14 protein-coding genes and 1 tRNA gene are annotated in these 14,313 nt (G+C 65.3%); 11 read left to right on the top strand and 4 right to left on the bottom strand.

What is annotated here, in order from left to right; all coding sequences use genetic code 11:
- Positions 1–8 precede the first annotated feature (8 nt).
- From bioB to QWL29_RS16080, 4 genes are all read left to right on the top strand, one after another.
- Positions 9–1,046: a biotin synthase BioB gene (gene bioB / locus QWL29_RS16105; RefSeq protein ID WP_305823888.1), complete on the top strand. Its 1,038-nt coding sequence runs from the start codon at positions 9–11 to the stop codon at positions 1,044–1,046.
- 78 nt (positions 1,047–1,124) lie between these two features.
- Positions 1,125–3,167, top strand: a complete 2,043-nt coding sequence (locus QWL29_RS26780) for an acetyl-CoA carboxylase biotin carboxylase subunit (protein ID WP_370663705.1) — start codon at positions 1,125–1,127, stop codon at positions 3,165–3,167.
- A 1-nt stretch (position 3,168) separates the two neighbouring features.
- Positions 3,169–4,110 (top strand): 2-hydroxyacid dehydrogenase, encoded by a 942-nt coding sequence (locus QWL29_RS16085; protein WP_305823887.1) that lies wholly within the window; start codon positions 3,169–3,171, stop codon positions 4,108–4,110.
- Positions 4,111–4,114: 4 nt separating this feature from the next.
- Positions 4,115–5,035 carry a hydroxymethylglutaryl-CoA lyase gene (locus tag QWL29_RS16080; protein WP_305823886.1) on the top strand — a complete coding sequence of 307 codons (921 nt, stop codon included), beginning with the start codon at positions 4,115–4,117 and terminating at the stop codon, positions 5,033–5,035.
- Positions 5,036–5,387: 352 nt separating this feature from the next.
- On the opposite strand, the gene QWL29_RS16075 is transcribed toward QWL29_RS16080, so the two are convergent.
- Positions 5,388–5,464, bottom strand: a tRNA-Pro gene (locus tag QWL29_RS16075).
- Between the two features lie 126 nt (positions 5,465–5,590).
- On the opposite strand from QWL29_RS16075, the gene QWL29_RS16070 reads away from it, so the two are divergent.
- Positions 5,591–6,184, top strand: a complete 594-nt coding sequence (locus QWL29_RS16070) for a hypothetical protein (protein ID WP_305823885.1) — start codon at positions 5,591–5,593, stop codon at positions 6,182–6,184.
- 91 nt (positions 6,185–6,275) lie between these two features.
- On the opposite strand, the gene rsmI is transcribed toward QWL29_RS16070, so the two are convergent.
- Entirely contained in the window at positions 6,276–7,181 is a 906-nt protein-coding gene (rsmI, locus tag QWL29_RS16065; RefSeq protein ID WP_305823884.1) for a 16S rRNA (cytidine(1402)-2'-O)-methyltransferase, read from the bottom strand.
- Between the two features lie 12 nt (positions 7,182–7,193).
- On the opposite strand from rsmI, the gene QWL29_RS16060 reads away from it, so the two are divergent.
- The 6 genes from QWL29_RS16060 to QWL29_RS16035 all read left to right on the top strand — a co-directional run bounded on the left by QWL29_RS16060 (position 7,194) and on the right by QWL29_RS16035 (position 11,487).
- The gene (locus tag QWL29_RS16060) at positions 7,194–8,459 is read left to right on the top strand and encodes a penicillin-binding protein activator (RefSeq protein ID WP_305823883.1); all 1,266 of its coding nucleotides are present in this window, start codon (positions 7,194–7,196) and stop codon (positions 8,457–8,459) included.
- Position 8,460: 1 nt separating this feature from the next.
- Complete coding sequence (locus tag QWL29_RS16055; RefSeq protein ID WP_305823882.1) at positions 8,461–8,817, top strand: YraN family protein; 357 nt, start codon at positions 8,461–8,463, stop codon at positions 8,815–8,817.
- 85 nt (positions 8,818–8,902) lie between these two features.
- Positions 8,903–9,499: a phosphoheptose isomerase gene (locus tag QWL29_RS16050; RefSeq protein WP_305823881.1), complete on the top strand. Its 597-nt coding sequence runs from the start codon at positions 8,903–8,905 to the stop codon at positions 9,497–9,499.
- Positions 9,492–10,133, top strand: coding sequence for a BON domain-containing protein (locus QWL29_RS16045; protein ID WP_305823880.1), 642 nt, complete (start codon positions 9,492–9,494; stop codon positions 10,131–10,133). The genes QWL29_RS16050 and QWL29_RS16045 overlap by 8 nt, the downstream gene beginning before the upstream one ends.
- Before the next feature lie 4 nt (positions 10,134–10,137).
- Positions 10,138–10,644, top strand: a complete 507-nt coding sequence (locus tag QWL29_RS16040) for a peroxiredoxin family protein (RefSeq protein WP_305823879.1) — start codon at positions 10,138–10,140, stop codon at positions 10,642–10,644.
- Positions 10,645–10,851: 207 nt separating this feature from the next.
- Positions 10,852–11,487 carry a hypothetical protein gene (locus QWL29_RS16035; RefSeq protein ID WP_305823878.1) on the top strand — a complete coding sequence of 212 codons (636 nt, stop codon included), beginning with the start codon at positions 10,852–10,854 and terminating at the stop codon, positions 11,485–11,487.
- 22 nt (positions 11,488–11,509) lie between these two features.
- Here the strand turns inward: QWL29_RS16035 and QWL29_RS16030 are convergent, their stop codons facing one another.
- On the bottom strand, positions 11,510–11,935 hold the full coding sequence (locus QWL29_RS16030; protein ID WP_305823877.1) for a PaaI family thioesterase: 426 nt from the start codon (positions 11,933–11,935) through the stop codon (positions 11,510–11,512).
- Positions 11,936–12,177: 242 nt separating this feature from the next.
- A complete protein-coding gene (locus tag QWL29_RS16025) occupies positions 12,178–14,172 on the bottom strand; it encodes a helicase-related protein (RefSeq protein ID WP_305823876.1) in 1,995 nt (664 codons plus the stop codon).
- Between the last annotated feature and the right edge of the window lie 141 nt (positions 14,173–14,313).

Raw genomic sequence — 14,313 nt, 5'->3', positions numbered from 1 at the left:
GAAACACCATGAACGCACCAACCAACACCGTCGCCCTGCACCGCCCAACCGCCGCCATCACCGAGCGCCCCGATGCCACCTGGCCGCTGGCCGACGTCCTGGCCCTGTTCGAACTGCCGTTCAACGACCTGATGTTCCGCGCCCAGCAGGCGCACCGCACCCACTTCCCGGACGGCGACGTCGAGCTGGCCACCCTGCTGTCGATCAAGACCGGCGGCTGCGAAGAAGACTGCGGCTACTGCCCGCAGGCCGCGCGCTACGACACCGGTGTCGAAGCCAAGAAGATCCTCGACATCGACACCGTGCTCGACGCCGCGCGCCAGGCGAAAGCCAACGGCGCCACCCGCTTCTGCATGGGCGCCGCCTGGCGCAGCCCGAAAGAGCGAGACATGGACAAAGTGGAAGAGATGGTGCGCGAAGTGAAAGCGCTGGGCATGGAAACCTGCGCCACCCTCGGCATGCTGGAAGAGGGCCAGGCCGAGCAGCTGAAAAAGGCGGGCCTCGATTTCTACAACCACAACATCGACACCGCGCCGGACTTCTACAACAACGTCATCTCGACCCGCGAATACCAGGACCGCCTGGACACGCTGGGCCGCGTGCGCAACGCCGGTTTGAAGGTGTGCTGTGGCGGCATCGTCGGCATGGGCGAAACGCGCGAACAGCGTGCCGGCCTGCTGGCCCAGCTGGCCAATTTGAACCCGTATCCGGAATCGGTGCCGGTCAACCACCTGGTGCAGGTCGAAGGTACGCCGCTGCACGGCCTCGAGCCGCTCGACCCGCTGGAGTTCGTGCGCACCATCGCGGTCGCCCGCATCATCATGCCGGAAGCGCGCGTGCGCCTGTCGGCAGGCCGGCGCCAGCTGGGCGAGGCGGTGCAGGCGATGTGCTTCATGGCCGGTGCGAACTCCATCTTCTACGGCGACAAGCTGCTCACCACCGGCAACCCGGAAGCCGAGGACGACCGCGCGCTGCTGGGCAAGCTGGGCCTGAAGACCCGTTCGGCCACGCTGGAATCGGCGCCGAAGGAAGCCTGCGGCTGCTAAGCCTTACCAGGAGCGCCATGGGCTTTTCCCGGCGCTCCAAACCGATCAACACACGAATAATATAAGCGAGACAAACGCATGTTCACCAAGATCCTCATCGCCAACCGTGGCGAAATCGCCTGCCGTGTCGCCGCCACCGCGCGCCGCATGGGCATCCGTACCGTCGCCGTGTATTCCGAAGCGGACGCCGGATCGAAACACGTGGCGGTCTGCGATGAGGCGGTGTTGATTGGCCCGGCGCCGGCCAAGGAAAGCTACCTGCGCGGGCAAAAGATCATCGAGGTCGCGCTGGCCACCGGCGCCCAGGCGATCCACCCGGGCTACGGCTTCCTGTCGGAGAACGCGGAGTTCGCCGAAGCCGTGGAGGCGGCGGGCCTGGCCTTCATCGGCCCGCCGGGTTCCTCGATGCGCGCCATGGGTTCCAAATCCGCTGCGAAGGGGCTGATGGAAGGCGCGAACGTGCCACTGGTGCCGGGCTACCATGGCGACAACCAGGACCCGCATTTTCTCAACGAGCAGGCCGACCGCATCGGCTACCCGGTGCTGCTGAAAGCCAGCGCCGGCGGCGGCGGCAAGGGCATGCGCGTGGTCGAGCGCAGCGAAGACTTCGTTGCCGCCCTCGGCTCCTGCAAGCGCGAAGCGATCAGCTCCTTTGGCGACGACAAGGTGCTGGTCGAGAAATACCTGACGCGTCCGCGTCACATCGAAATCCAGGTGTTTGCCGACAAACTGGGCAATTGCGTCTACCTGCACGAGCGCGACTGCTCGGTGCAGCGCCGCCACCAGAAGGTGCTGGAAGAAGCGCCGGCGCCGGGCATGACGCCCGAACGCCGCGCTGCCATGGGCGAAGCAGCGGTGGCCGCGGCGCGCGCGGTGAATTACGTCGGCGCAGGTACCGTCGAATTCATCGCCAACCAGGACGGCTCGTTCTACTTCATGGAGATGAACACCCGCCTGCAGGTGGAGCACCCGGTGACGGAAATGATCACCGGAACCGATCTGGTGGAATGGCAGCTGCGGGTGGCATCCGGCCAGCCACTGCCGAAACAGCAACATGAACTGGCGATCCACGGCCACGCCATCGAGGCGCGCATCTATGCCGAGAATCCGGAAAAGGGCTTCCTGCCGTCGATCGGCACGCTGCGCCACATGGATACGCCGGGCGCCGTCAGCTTCGAGCTGGGCGGCACGGCGGGCGTGGAGCCGGCTGCGGTGCGTATCGACTCCGGCGTGCGCGAGGGCGATGCGATTTCGCCGTTCTACGACCCGATGATCGCCAAGCTGATCGTCTGGGGCGTGGACCGCACGCAGGCGCTGGCGCGCCTGTCGCAGGCTTTGTCCGAATTCCAGATCGTCGGGCTGGCGACCAACATCGCCTTCCTGAAGCGTCTGGTCGAAGGCCAGGCCTTTTCGACGGCCGACCTGGATACGGGCCTGATCGAGCGGAACCAGGATTCGCTGTTCCCGGCCGCAAAGGCGGCGCCAGCCGGTGCGCTGGCGCTGGCGGCGGTGGCCCTGACCGAAGCAGAAAAGAACGGGTCGCGCGGCGCATCGCGCGTCCAGGCCGACCCGTGGGGCCAGGCCCAGGGCTGGCGTTTGAACGGCGACTACCGCCGCGTCCTCGCCTTTAGCGACGAGCATGCGGCCGGCCAGGAAGGCGGCGCCTACAACGTCGGCCTGGTGTATCACCCGCAAGGCTGGGAACTCGACATCGAGGGCAACAAGCAGGCGTTGACGCTGCTGGCGCACGAGGGCGCAGCCTACTCGATCCGCCTGGGCGAACAGTCGATGCATGGGAACGTGCGCCGCGACGGCGAACTGTTCCACGTGTTCACCAATGGCGAGCACCACACGCTGTCCTACCAGGACCCGATGGCGCACGCAGGCGAAGCCGAGGCCGCGGGCGGACGCCTGACCGCGCCGATGCCAGGCAAGGTGGTGGCCGTGATGGTCGAGGCGGGCCAGGAGGTGAAGAAGGGCGAGCCGCTGGTCATCATGGAAGCGATGAAGATGGAGCACACCATCGCCGCGCCAAGCGACGGCCTGGTGGAAGAGGTGCTGTACGCAGTGGGCGACCAGGTGGCGGACGGCGCGCCGCTGCTGGCTTTCGAGGCTGCTTAATATGGCGCCCGCAGTACGCATCCTGCTGTACCGCGGTGATGGCCAGACCGGCCCATGGGCAGAGGATTTCGCACGCCTGCTGCCCGGCGTCGAGACCCTGGCCTGGCGCGAGGGCGAGACCCTGCCGGCCTGCGACTATGCGGTGCTGTGGAATCCTTCACCAACCCTGCTGGCCCAGCTGTCGCGCGTGAAGGCCATCTTCCTGATGGGCGCCGGCGCCGATGCGGTGCTCAAATTCGGCGAGGCGCTGCCGCAGGTGCCGCTGGTGCGCCTGGGCGACGCCGGCATGGCGGTGCAGATGGCCGAGTACGTGGCCTACGCCACGCTGCGCTACTTCCGCCGCTTCGACGAGTACGAGGAGCAGGCGCGCCACGGGCTGTGGGCGCCGCTGCCGGTGCATGAGAAAAAAGACTTCACGATTGGCGTGATGGGCCTCGGCAAGCTGGGCCTGCGCGTGGTGGAGACCATGCGCAGCTTCGGCTTCCCGGTGCGCGGCTGGAGCCGCACGCCGAAGGACTTGCCGGGCGTGGACTGCTACGCCGGCATGGCAGCGCTCGACAATTTTTTAGGCGGCACGCGGGTGCTGGTGTCGCTGCTGCCGCTCACGGCGGAGACGAATAACCTGCTGGACCGCCGGCGCCTGGCCACGCTGCCGCAGGGCGCTTATTTGATCAACGTCGCGCGCGGCGCCCAGGTGGCCGAGCCGGATTTGCTGACCCTGATCCGCTCCGGCCACATTGCCGGCGCCACGCTCGACGTGTTCCGCAACGAACCGCTGCCGGCCCCGCACCCGTTCTGGGAAGAGCCGCGCATCACGATCACGCCGCACATCTCCGCGCTCACCGTGCGCGAGGACGCGGTGCGCCAGATCATCGACAAAATCGCCGCTTTCGAGGCGGATAGACCGGTCGCCGACATCGTCGACCGCAACCTGGGATACTGACACCATGAACAGCCAAGCCACCCTGCCGAAGAAGGTCAAGATCGTCGAAGTCGGTCCGCGCGACGGCCTGCAGAACGAAAAGGAAACCATCAGCGCCGACGTCAAGATCGAGCTGGTCGACCGCTTGTCGCGCGCCGGTTTCGCGAATGTGGAAGCGGCGTCTTTCGTGTCGCCGAAGTGGGTGCCGCAAATGGCCACCAGCACCGAGGTGATGGCGCGCATCGCGCGCCTGCCGGGCACGATCTACTCGGCGCTCACGCCCAACATGCAGGGCTTCGAAGCGGCGCTGGCCGCCAGGGCCGATGAAGTCGTGATCTTCGGCTCGGCCTCGGAAGCGTTCTCGCAAAAGAACATCAACTGCTCGATCGCCGAATCGATCGCGCGCTTCGAGCCGGTGGCGAAAGCCGCCAAGGCCAACGGCATCCGCCTGCGCGGCAGCATCAGCACGGCGTTCGGCTGCCCTTACCAGGGCGAGGTGCCGCTCGAAGCCGTAGCCGACGTGGTGCGCCGCATGCGCGACCTCGGCTGCGACGAGATCGACATCGCCGACACCATCGGCGTCTCGACGCCGCGCAAGACCCAGGACGTGATGCTGGCGGCCGCGCGCGAATTCCCGCTGCAGCAGCTGAGCGGGCACTTCCACGACACCTACGGCCAGGCACTGGCCAACATCTACGCCAGCCTGGAAGTGGGCGTGCAGATTTTCCACTCGTCGGTGTCGGGACTCGGCGGCTGCCCGTATGCAAAGGGCGCGACCGGGAACGTGGCGACCGAGGATGTGGTCTACATGCTCAATGGCCTGGGCATCGAGACCGGGATCGACCTTGACCAGGTAGTGGACGCGGGGCAGTTCATTTCGCAGCAGCTGGGCCGCAAGGGCGCGAGCCGTGTCGGGAATGCCTTGTTGGCGAAGCGGGCAGGGTGAATTGAGCGAACGTAACGGTTACAGCTGACGGATGCATTCGTAGGGTGGGCGCCCTGTGCCCACGCGTAAAGTGTTGGCGCTTACAGGCGCCGCAACGATAACGATGATCGAAGTTCACGCGTGGGCACGGGGCGACCACCCTACCTAGCCGCCGCTACGGGTACAAAAACAGCCACGTAAACGAAAAAAGCCGACAACTTTCGCTGTCGGCTTCTCTCTTAATACNAACGATGATCGAAGTTCACGCGTGGGCACGGGGCGACCACCCTACCTAGCCGCCGCTACGGGTACAAAAACAGCCACGTAAACGAAAAAAGCCGACAACTTTCGCTGTCGGCTTCTCTCTTAATACTGGTCGGAGTACAAGGATTCGAACCTTGGACCCCCTGGTCCCAAACCAGGTGCGCTACCGGGCTGCGCTACACTCCGAAGACATCAATAATATCCGCTGGCAGCCTTTCGGTCAAGTTGACGTGAGAAAATAACTGAACTTTCCGGGTTTCTCGCGCAACAGGAGCAGGCATGGTGAATGCGGCAATGACAGGATTCGAAGCGATGTCCGTAGAGGACCGCCGCCGCACGCGGCGCGTGGTGTTCGGTGTGGTGCTGTCGATCCTGGTGCACACCGCGCTGCTGACGGCCTGGCGCGGCGGCTTCCGCCCTGCCGACCTGCCCGAACCGCCGCGTTCGATCGCTGTGCGCATACAACCGCCGCCACCACCGCCACGCGTCGAGACACCGGATCCGCCGCCACCTGCACCTGCACCCAAGGCAGAGCGGCCGGCGCCTGCAAGAAAACCAAGTACGCCACGTCCCGTCATCGCCGTCCCGCCCGACACCGGCAACGCATCGGAACCCGATCCCTTCGTGGTCGAGCAGCCGCAGACCCCACCAGCGCCAGCGGAGACGCCGCATTTCGACCTCGATGCCGCCAAGCGCAGCGCCCGCTCCCTGGCCAACATGCGCGATCCGGCGAAGGAGGGCACCGCCGTCGGCCAGTTCCCCGAGAAACCGCTGGAAACGGAGACAAAGGCGGCACGCATGATCGGCGCCGCGAAACGGCGTAATTGCAAGGATGGCTTGCCGGGCGGCCTGCTGGCGCCGCTCTTACTGTTGGCCGACAAGAAAGACAGCGGCTGCAAATGGTGAGACAGCAGCGTGGGCGGTGACTGGACGCGTGGGCGGCGCACGCGTCAGATTGATTCACATTACCGGGTGGAGCCGACCACCCTACGAAGCTTTACTCGCCCTTGATCTGCAAGGCCCGTTCATACAGCGCATTCTTCTTGCGCCCGGTAATTTGTGCCGCCAGGTTCGCCGCCTGCTTCACCGAGCACTCGGTCAGCAGGATCTGCAGGATACGCTCGGCCTCGACATCGGCCGCATCGGTCTCGATTGTCGCGCCTTCCACCAGCACCACGAATTCGCCGCGCTCGCGGTGCTGGTCGGCCTTTACCCAGGCCAGCGCCTCGCTCAGCGGGCAGCGGTGCACTTCCTCGAACAGCTTGGTCAGCTCGCGCGCAAACACCACCTGGCGCGTCGGCTCGAACACGGCCAACAGCCCTTCCACGCAATCGACTATGCGGTGCGGCGCCTCGTAGATCACAAGGGTGGCCGGCTCGCGCACCAGTGCCTGCAAGGCCGCTTCGCGCTGCTTGGCCTTGGCCGGCAGGAAGCCGACGAAATTGAAACGGTCGTTCACCAGCCCGCTGGCCGACAGCGCCGTCACCGATGCCGAGGCGCCCGGCAGCGGCAGCACGCGCAGCCCGGCGTCGCGCACGGCATCGACGATGCGCGCACCCGGATCGGACACGGCCGGCGTGCCGGCATCCGACACCAGCGCCACGCGCTCGCCGGCCTGCAATCTTGCGATCAATTTATCGGCCACTTCGCGCTCGTTGTGCTGGTGCGCGGCGACCATCTGCTTGTTCAAGCCGTAACGGGTGAGCAGGGCGCCGGTTTTGCGCGTATCCTCACAGGCGACCACGTCTGCCAGCGCCAGCAGGTGCAATGCACGCAGGGTGATGTCGGTTGCATTACCGATCGGGGTGGCCACGACGTACAGCGTTGCGGTAGGATAGGACTGCTGAGCTGCCTCGGCCATTACTGGCAGTTTGGCAATGTCGATGGACTGGTTGTCGGTCATGTTGGAGATACGATGCTCGTGAATAAACTGAAGGGTCTGCTTGCTGTCGCCACTGCGGCCGCCACGGTTGCTACCGTAGCCGGCTGCGCCAGCACGCCCCTGCCACCCGATCTGGGATGCGGCGTACCGGGCGGATTGTGCGCGCCCGCAGAGCCAAACACAAGTGCGCCACGTACGGCGCCCCCGCCCGAACCCACCTCTGCGCCACGGTCGGAAACCCGCACCATACCGATCGAGCTCTACCCGCGCGAAAATGGCGCCCAGGCCGCCGCGCCCGGCGTGCAGGCGCGCGTGGCCCTGCTGCTGCCGCTGGAATCGGGCGCGCTGGGCAAGGCCGCCGAGTCCGTGCGCGCCGGCTTCATGGCCGGCCATGAGCGCGACGGCGCCGGCATCGAAGTGCAGGTCGTCGCCAGCGGCGACTCGGCCGAAGACACGCTGCGCGCCTATGCCCGCGCCGCCGAACAGAACGACATCGTGGTCGGCCCGCTGGCCCGTTCCGCCGTTGCCGCCGTGGCGTCCAGCAATGTCGTGACCAAGCCGACGGTGGCCCTGAACCACCCGCAAATCGACCGTCCGCTGCCGGCGCAGATGCTGGTGATCGGCCTGTCGCTGGAAGAAGAAGCGCGCCAGGTGGCCGACTGGGCCGCCCAGGAGCAGGCCAGCGGCCGCGCCCTGGTGCTCAGTGGCAGCGCCGCCTGGCAGCAGCGCGTGGTCGGCGCATTCACCTCGCACTGGGCGCGCCTGGGCCACAACAATGCCACGGTCGACCTGCCGGTTATCGATGGCTACGTCGACGCAAATGCCCTGGCCGAGCTGCGCAAGCGCCTGGAAATCGACCGTCCCGACCTGGTCTTTGCCGCGCTGGATGCCAATCAATTGCGCCAGGTGCGCAGCGCCATCGGCACCTCGCTGCCGACCTATGGCGTCTCGGCCGCCAACCCGGGCCGCACGGCCGGCGCCGGCTGGCCGGAGCTCGACGGCGTGCGCCTGCTCGATTTGCCCTGGACCATCCAGCCCGAGCATCCGCAAGTGATGGTGTATCCGCGCCCGGTGGATGCCGACACCCTCGACATGCAGCGCCTGTACGCGCTCGGCATCGACGCCTTCCGCGTGGCGCGCGAAGTGGCCCAGCATCCGGGCAGCGGTTTCGAGCTCGACGGCGTCACCGGCCGCCTGTCGGTGCGCATGAACAATGGCGCATATGCCGTCAAGCGCCAGGAAGCGGCAGCCGTCTACCGCGACGGCCTCGGTTTCGAAGCGGCGGCAACCAGGCCATGACATGGCGACGCGCCTTTCCCCAAAGCAGTCTCAGGGCCGCGACTGGGAGCAAACGGCGCTGCGCTACCTGAAACGCCAGGGCCTCTCGTTTATCGAGGCCAATTTCACCTGCAAGGGCGGCGAGATCGATTTGATCATGCGCGATGGCGACACCATCGTCTTCGTCGAAGTGCGCCAACGTGCCGACAGCAAGCATGGCGGCGCGGCCGCCAGTATCACTCCTGCAAAAATACGGCGCCTGGTGCGCGCCGCCCAAGTGTATCTGCTGCGCTTCCCGCGCCTGCCGCCCTGCCGCTTCGACGTGATTGCCATTGATGGTGACAATCTTGAATGGCTGCGCAACGCCATCGAAGCTTAAGTGCATGTTAACTGTGCACGAAATGTAAGCAATTTTAAAAACGGTTTGTCCGTCCCACCTTTCCACTGCACTATAATCCCCGGCTATGAACACTCAACGCATCCTCGCTCACTTCCAGGAGAGCGCCGATCTCAAATTGAAGTCGGCCGCGGCTCTGTCTTCCCCTATTTCGCAGGCCATTGAACTGATGTTCAGCGCCCTGTCCAACGGCAACAAGATCCTGGCTTGCGGCAATGGCGGCTCCGCCGCCGACTGCCAGCATTTCGCTGCCGAACTCGTTGGCCGCTTCGAGCGCGAGCGTTTTCCGTTGCCCGCGATTGCCCTGACCACCGACACCTCGATCCTGACCGCGGTGGCGAACGACTACAGCTTCCGCGAAATTTTCTCGAAGCAGGTGCAAGCGTTCGGCCAGGCCGGCGACATCTTGCTGGCCATGTCGACCTCGGGCAATTCGGCGAACGTGCTGGCGGCCGTGGAAGCGGCGCTGGAACGCGAAATGCGCGTGGTGGCATTCACCGGCAAGGACGGCGGCGCGCTGGCCAAGATGCTGACCGATGCCGACGTGCACATCAACGTGCCGCATAGCCGTACCGCGCGTATCCAGGAAGTCCACCTGGTCGCGATCCATTGCATTTGCGACGGCATCGACGTTGCGCTTTTCGGAGGAGACGAGAATGATTAAAACCGGCCAGGCCCTGAAGGGGTCGTTGACCAAGGTAATGCTGGGCGCAGCCCTGCTGGGCGCGCTGCAGGGCTGCGTGCCGCTGGTCGTGGGCGGCGCCGCCTTCGGCGCGGCGTCCACCATGGACCGCCGCACGCTGGGTGCGCAAACCGAGGACAAGTCGATCACGGTGAAAGCCGAAGTGCAGATTCCGAAGATCGTCGGCGACGCCGGCCACGTCAACATCGCCAGCTTCAACCGCAAGGTGCTGCTCACCGGCGAAGTGCGCGACGAAGCCATGAAGGCCAGGGTCGAGGCCGAAGTGCGCCGCATCGAGAACGTGGTGTCGGTGATCAACGAACTGGCGATTGCCGGCCCGTCGAGCTACACCTCGCGCTCCTCGGACGCCCTGATCACCACCAACGTCAAGGGCAGCCTGGTCGAAATGAAAACGATCTCGGCGACCTCGTTCAAGGTCGTCACCGAGCGTGGCACCGTGTACCTGATGGGCCGCGTGACCCAGCGCGAAGGCGACCTGGGCGCGAAGATCGCCCAGAGCGTGTCCGGCGTCCAGCGCGTGGTCAAGATCTTCGAATACATCACCGAAGAAGAACTGCGCGCCCAGTATCCGCAATCGTCGACGGTTGCCCTGTAAGACGATGAGCGCCGGCTCCCGCGCCTGGATCAAGCCCGCTGCCGCCGCGGCGGTGGTGCTCGCACTGGCGGGCGTCGGCTATGCCACCTTCAGCAGCAGGGAGGTGGCGCCCGACGTCACCTTCATCAGCATTGCCGGCGACAAGATCAGCACGCAGGGATTACGTGGCAAGGTGGTGATGGTGAACTTCTGGGCCACCTCGTGCACCACCTGCGTGCACGAGATGCCGGCGATGGTCGACACCTACAACAAGTTCAAAGGGCAAGGCCTGGAATTCGTGGCCGTGGCCATGCAGTACGACCCGCCGAACTACGTCGTCAACTTCACCGAAACGCGCAAGCTGCCGTTCATCGTCGCGCTCGACTCGGGCGGCGACATTGCCAAATCCTTCGGCGACGTGACGCTGACGCCGACCACCTTTGTGATCGGCAAGGATGGCGCCATTCTCAAGCGCTATGTGGGCGAACCGGACTTTGCCCAGCTGCACGCCCTGCTGCAAAAGGCGCTCTAAGAGTCTGTCCCGGTAGGGAATGCGCCGGCCCGCGGCCGTGCTCGCCTTGCCGCTCTTCTTCTCCCTGAGTAAACTGGCGCCTTGGGCGATATATGCGCCAATGCCACAGCACGCCTGACTTAGCTCAAGCCTGGAGCATTCGATTCGTCCAAGCTTGATGCGGTCGCAAGCGCCTGTACGGGCGTGCATGCTCGCAAAGGAGTTGGAATGGGTCATTTACTTCGCAGGATATCCAGCATTGCCGCGCTCTGTGCGCTGGCCGGGTGCGCGGGACAGGCGCGCAGGGCAGATGCTGTCCTGCATTACCAGCACGTGGCCAATGCGCACGAAATCCACTTCACCAATCCGATTGCGCTGTCGGCGGCGCGTTACCGCGTGGGCTACCTGGCGCCGGTGGATTCCGAAGGGTTCTGGGCGATTTTCTTGCTGTGCAACGCCGACATTGCCGGGCATGCGGGGCGCGGCTTCCAGTACAACGTCGAGCAGTTCCGCGTCGCGTACGACGGGCGCGAGTTCGGCGGCTTGCCGCCCTACAGCCTGCGCTACCAGGGCCAGGCTGACCTGAACAATGGTGGCGACCGGCTCCCCATCCTCGATGCGATTGCCGCCGAGATCCAGGAAGGGCCGCCGGCCCAGATTTTCCACAGCGGCTTTTATGCCGACCTGAATTACCGCTTTGCCGTGTTCATTCCGAAGGCACTGGACGGCTATGCGGGCGAGCAATTGCAGCTCAGTTATAAGGGCCAGCCGGCGATTTTGGTCGGCAACGGCAAGTCGCCGTCGGACCTGCCGGCCGTGGGCGGTACCGCGGCCGGGGTGGCGGCGGCCTGCCTGCCACCCTGATCAAGGTGTTTTCCCGCAGGCCTCAGGCGGCTTTCGGATACAGGATCATTTGCGTGCAGCGGAACAGGGCGATGGTCTTGCCGTTCGCTTCATCCGTCACCGTTACGTCCCAGACTTGCGTGGTGCGGCCCAGGTGGGCCGGCGTGGCCACGGCCGCGATTGCGCCATCGCGCGCGGTGCCGAGGTGGTTGGATTTCAACTCGATGGTGGTGAAGCTGTGCGCGCCTTCGGGCAAGTGGGCCATGCAGGCGTAGCCGGCGGCGGTGTCGGCCAGGGTCACCACGCTGCCGGCGTGCAGGTAGCCGTTCGGCGCCAGCAATTGCTGGCGCACCGGCAGGCGCGCCGATACGCGGTTTTTGGCGATTTCCAGGATCTCGATGCCCAGGTAGCCGGGCAGGGTGTTGGCGCCGCGTTGGTTGAAGACGTCGGGGGTGAGCTGGTTGTTCATGTTGTGTTTGTGGCGGATGAGAATTCGTCATCGTACACTGCATCAGGCCTGCGGCATAACCCGTAGGGTGGGCACGGAGTGCCCACGCGGAACACCGCATCATGTTGGCCGGGTTTGAATGTTGCGGCTTGCTTTGAGATGCGGTGTCAAGATGCAGGCCACGCGGCTTCAACAAGGCCAACGTAACGCATCGTTCCGCGTGGGCACGGAGTGCCCACCGTACGGTTGAGGCTGCGTACCTTTTACGCGCGGCGCTTCTGCTTACCGCCACCCCCACCCGCATGGCGCTTGCGCGTCGCCGAATTCTGCTGCTGCAGCACCGAATCGACCCGCTCCGACGCTTCGCGCGCCAGCTTCTGGGCTTCCTCGATGCTGGGGAAGAAGTCCGGCTGGCGGTAGCCCAGCCAGGCATAGGCCGAGTACATGCGGCAGGTGTCCTCGACTTCCTGCAGGTTCATGAAGAACAGTTCCTGGGTATGCGGCTGCAGCTTGCAGATCTTCTTTTTCGCCAGCGACAGCGACCAATGCTCCCAGGCGCTTTGCAGCACCGGTACCTTGGTCGAGATCGGCACCAGCGACAGCATGAATTTCTCGGCCACCGACAAGGGCAAGGTGTCGAGCCACTCGGCGCGCTCGTTCTGTTCCTCGGTAATGCGCGGATAGAAAAAGCCATCCGGTACGTCGATGTTGTGAACAAAACGCTTCAGTAATTTGACCAGCGAGGTTTCGCCGGTCACCGACGCAATCCGGTGCAATTGTTCGAGCGACGGCGCGACCGCGAAACCGCTGGCGGGAATGGCGGCGATCTTTTCCTTCATCAGCGCGCGCATCACCTCGTGGGTGTCGTCGTCGTAGCCGGCCACGAAACCTTCCTCGTGCACGCCATAGCGCCCGGCGCGGCCGGCGATCTGCTTGGCCAGCGCCGCCGAAATCTCTTCCTCTTCGTAGCCGTTGTATTTCACGGCGGTGGTCATCACGATGCGCGCGATCGGCATGTTCAGGCCCATGGCCAGGGCGTCGGTGCCGACCACGATGTCGGCCTGCCCCTCGCGGAAACGCTCGGCCTGGGCGCGGCGCACTTCCGGCGACAAATTGCCGTAGACGGTGGCGACCGACAGCCCCTTCTCGGTGATCATGTCGCGCCACATCAGCACCTCGCGCCGCGAAAAGGCAATCACGGCGTCGCCCCGGCGCAAATTGCCGAGTTTACGCACCGGCGACGGTTCCATCGCCAGCGGCGCCATGCGTTTCAGCACGTGCACTTCGAGCGGCACTTCCAGCCGCTCGGCCAGCGCCTCGATGGCGCGCCGTGCTTCCGGCGCCCCGACCAGGTAGACGGTGCTGGCGGGCGCGCCGCAGACGGCGGCGGTCCAGGCGGCGCCGCGGTCGCGGTCGGCCAGCATCTGGATTTCGTCGATCACGGCCACTTCCACCGCCTTTTTGGTATCGAGCATCTCGACCGTGCTGGCGACGTGGGTGCTGCCCTCGGCGATGCGGCGCTCCTCGCCGGTGACCAGGCTCACCTTCAACGCCTCGCCGTGCGGGCGGGCCGCCTGCAGGCGTTCGTAGTTTTCCAGCGCCAGCAAGCGCAGCGGCGCCAGATACACGCCGCTGCCGGCTTTCGCCAGCGCTTCCATCGCGCGGTGGGTCTTGCCCGAGTTGGTCGGGCCGAGCAGGGCGATGAACTTGCGCGGCATGCGGCTGGCGACCTCGAAGGATTCCGGGTACTCGGCCAGGTTGATGCTTTCCTTGGTGCGGGCGGCGTGGCGCTCTTCCTGGTCGCGCTCGATGGCGTGCTCGACACGCTGGCGGATGCGCTCGAACACGTATTCGGCCGGCTCCGAGGTTTCCAGCTCGTCGAGCACACCCAGGAAGACGCGCGGATCGAAACCGGCGTCGTCGGCCTGCTCGGCGATCTCGGCCACGAATTCCTCGGCGTCCATCTGGAGTTCGGCCAGGGCCTTGTCGCCGGTGCGCTCGGCGATCAGGTCGCGCCGCGCCAGCGGGTCCATCTTGCGCCACTTGCTCGGCTTGGCCAGCACGCCGCGCGCCGGCACCAGGGCGTAGCGCACGCGCAGGCCGTGGTACTTCACTTCGCCGGAAAAACGCAGGAAGACGCGGCCTTCCATCTTGACCAGCGCGATGCCGCGTTCGGCCAGCTTCAGGTCTTGTTCAAGAAAGGCGTCGTCGCCCGTGTCGGAATCGTTGTCGGAAGGATCGTTACGAAAATTGCTCATTTGTGAAAAAGACGATGTCTGGTTGTTACCACTATATCGCGGATGCCGCGGCCCTCTCGTTCCGGAACTGGCCTGGCATGCCGGTTTGACGGGCCTTGTGCATACAAATGTGTTGTAGACGGCTCAAATAGTTGACCAGTT

The organism is Massilia brevitalea (assembly GCF_030711405.1).
GTDB classification, from domain to species: Bacteria; Pseudomonadota; Gammaproteobacteria; order Burkholderiales; family Burkholderiaceae_D; genus Telluria; species Telluria brevitalea.
The sequence above is the reverse complement of the archived record's forward strand: the minus strand, read 5'-3'. Positions and strand labels throughout refer to the sequence as shown.

Bases quoted from the DNA above. Each gene is read 5' to 3' on its own strand.
- bioB (WP_305823888.1), top strand. From the start codon at position 9: ATGAACGCACCAACCAACACCGTCGCCCTGCACCGCCCAACCGCCGCC.
- QWL29_RS26780 (WP_370663705.1), top strand. From the start codon at position 1,125: ATGTTCACCAAGATCCTCATCGCCAACCGTGGCGAAATCGCCTGCCGT.
- QWL29_RS16085 (WP_305823887.1), top strand. From the start codon at position 3,169: ATGGCGCCCGCAGTACGCATCCTGCTGTACCGCGGTGATGGCCAGACC.
- QWL29_RS16080 (WP_305823886.1), top strand. From the start codon at position 4,115: ATGAACAGCCAAGCCACCCTGCCGAAGAAGGTCAAGATCGTCGAAGTC.
- QWL29_RS16070 (WP_305823885.1), top strand. From the start codon at position 5,591: ATGTCCGTAGAGGACCGCCGCCGCACGCGGCGCGTGGTGTTCGGTGTG.
- rsmI (WP_305823884.1), bottom strand. From the start codon at position 7,181: ATGACCGACAACCAGTCCATCGACATTGCCAAACTGCCAGTAATGGCC.
- QWL29_RS16060 (WP_305823883.1), top strand. From the start codon at position 7,194: ATGCTCGTGAATAAACTGAAGGGTCTGCTTGCTGTCGCCACTGCGGCC.
- QWL29_RS16055 (WP_305823882.1), top strand. From the start codon at position 8,461: ATGGCGACGCGCCTTTCCCCAAAGCAGTCTCAGGGCCGCGACTGGGAG.
- QWL29_RS16050 (WP_305823881.1), top strand. From the start codon at position 8,903: ATGAACACTCAACGCATCCTCGCTCACTTCCAGGAGAGCGCCGATCTC.
- QWL29_RS16045 (WP_305823880.1), top strand. From the start codon at position 9,492: ATGATTAAAACCGGCCAGGCCCTGAAGGGGTCGTTGACCAAGGTAATG.
- QWL29_RS16040 (WP_305823879.1), top strand. From the start codon at position 10,138: ATGAGCGCCGGCTCCCGCGCCTGGATCAAGCCCGCTGCCGCCGCGGCG.
- QWL29_RS16035 (WP_305823878.1), top strand. From the start codon at position 10,852: ATGGGTCATTTACTTCGCAGGATATCCAGCATTGCCGCGCTCTGTGCG.
- QWL29_RS16030 (WP_305823877.1), bottom strand. From the start codon at position 11,935: ATGAACAACCAGCTCACCCCCGACGTCTTCAACCAACGCGGCGCCAAC.
- QWL29_RS16025 (WP_305823876.1), bottom strand. From the start codon at position 14,172: ATGAGCAATTTTCGTAACGATCCTTCCGACAACGATTCCGACACGGGC.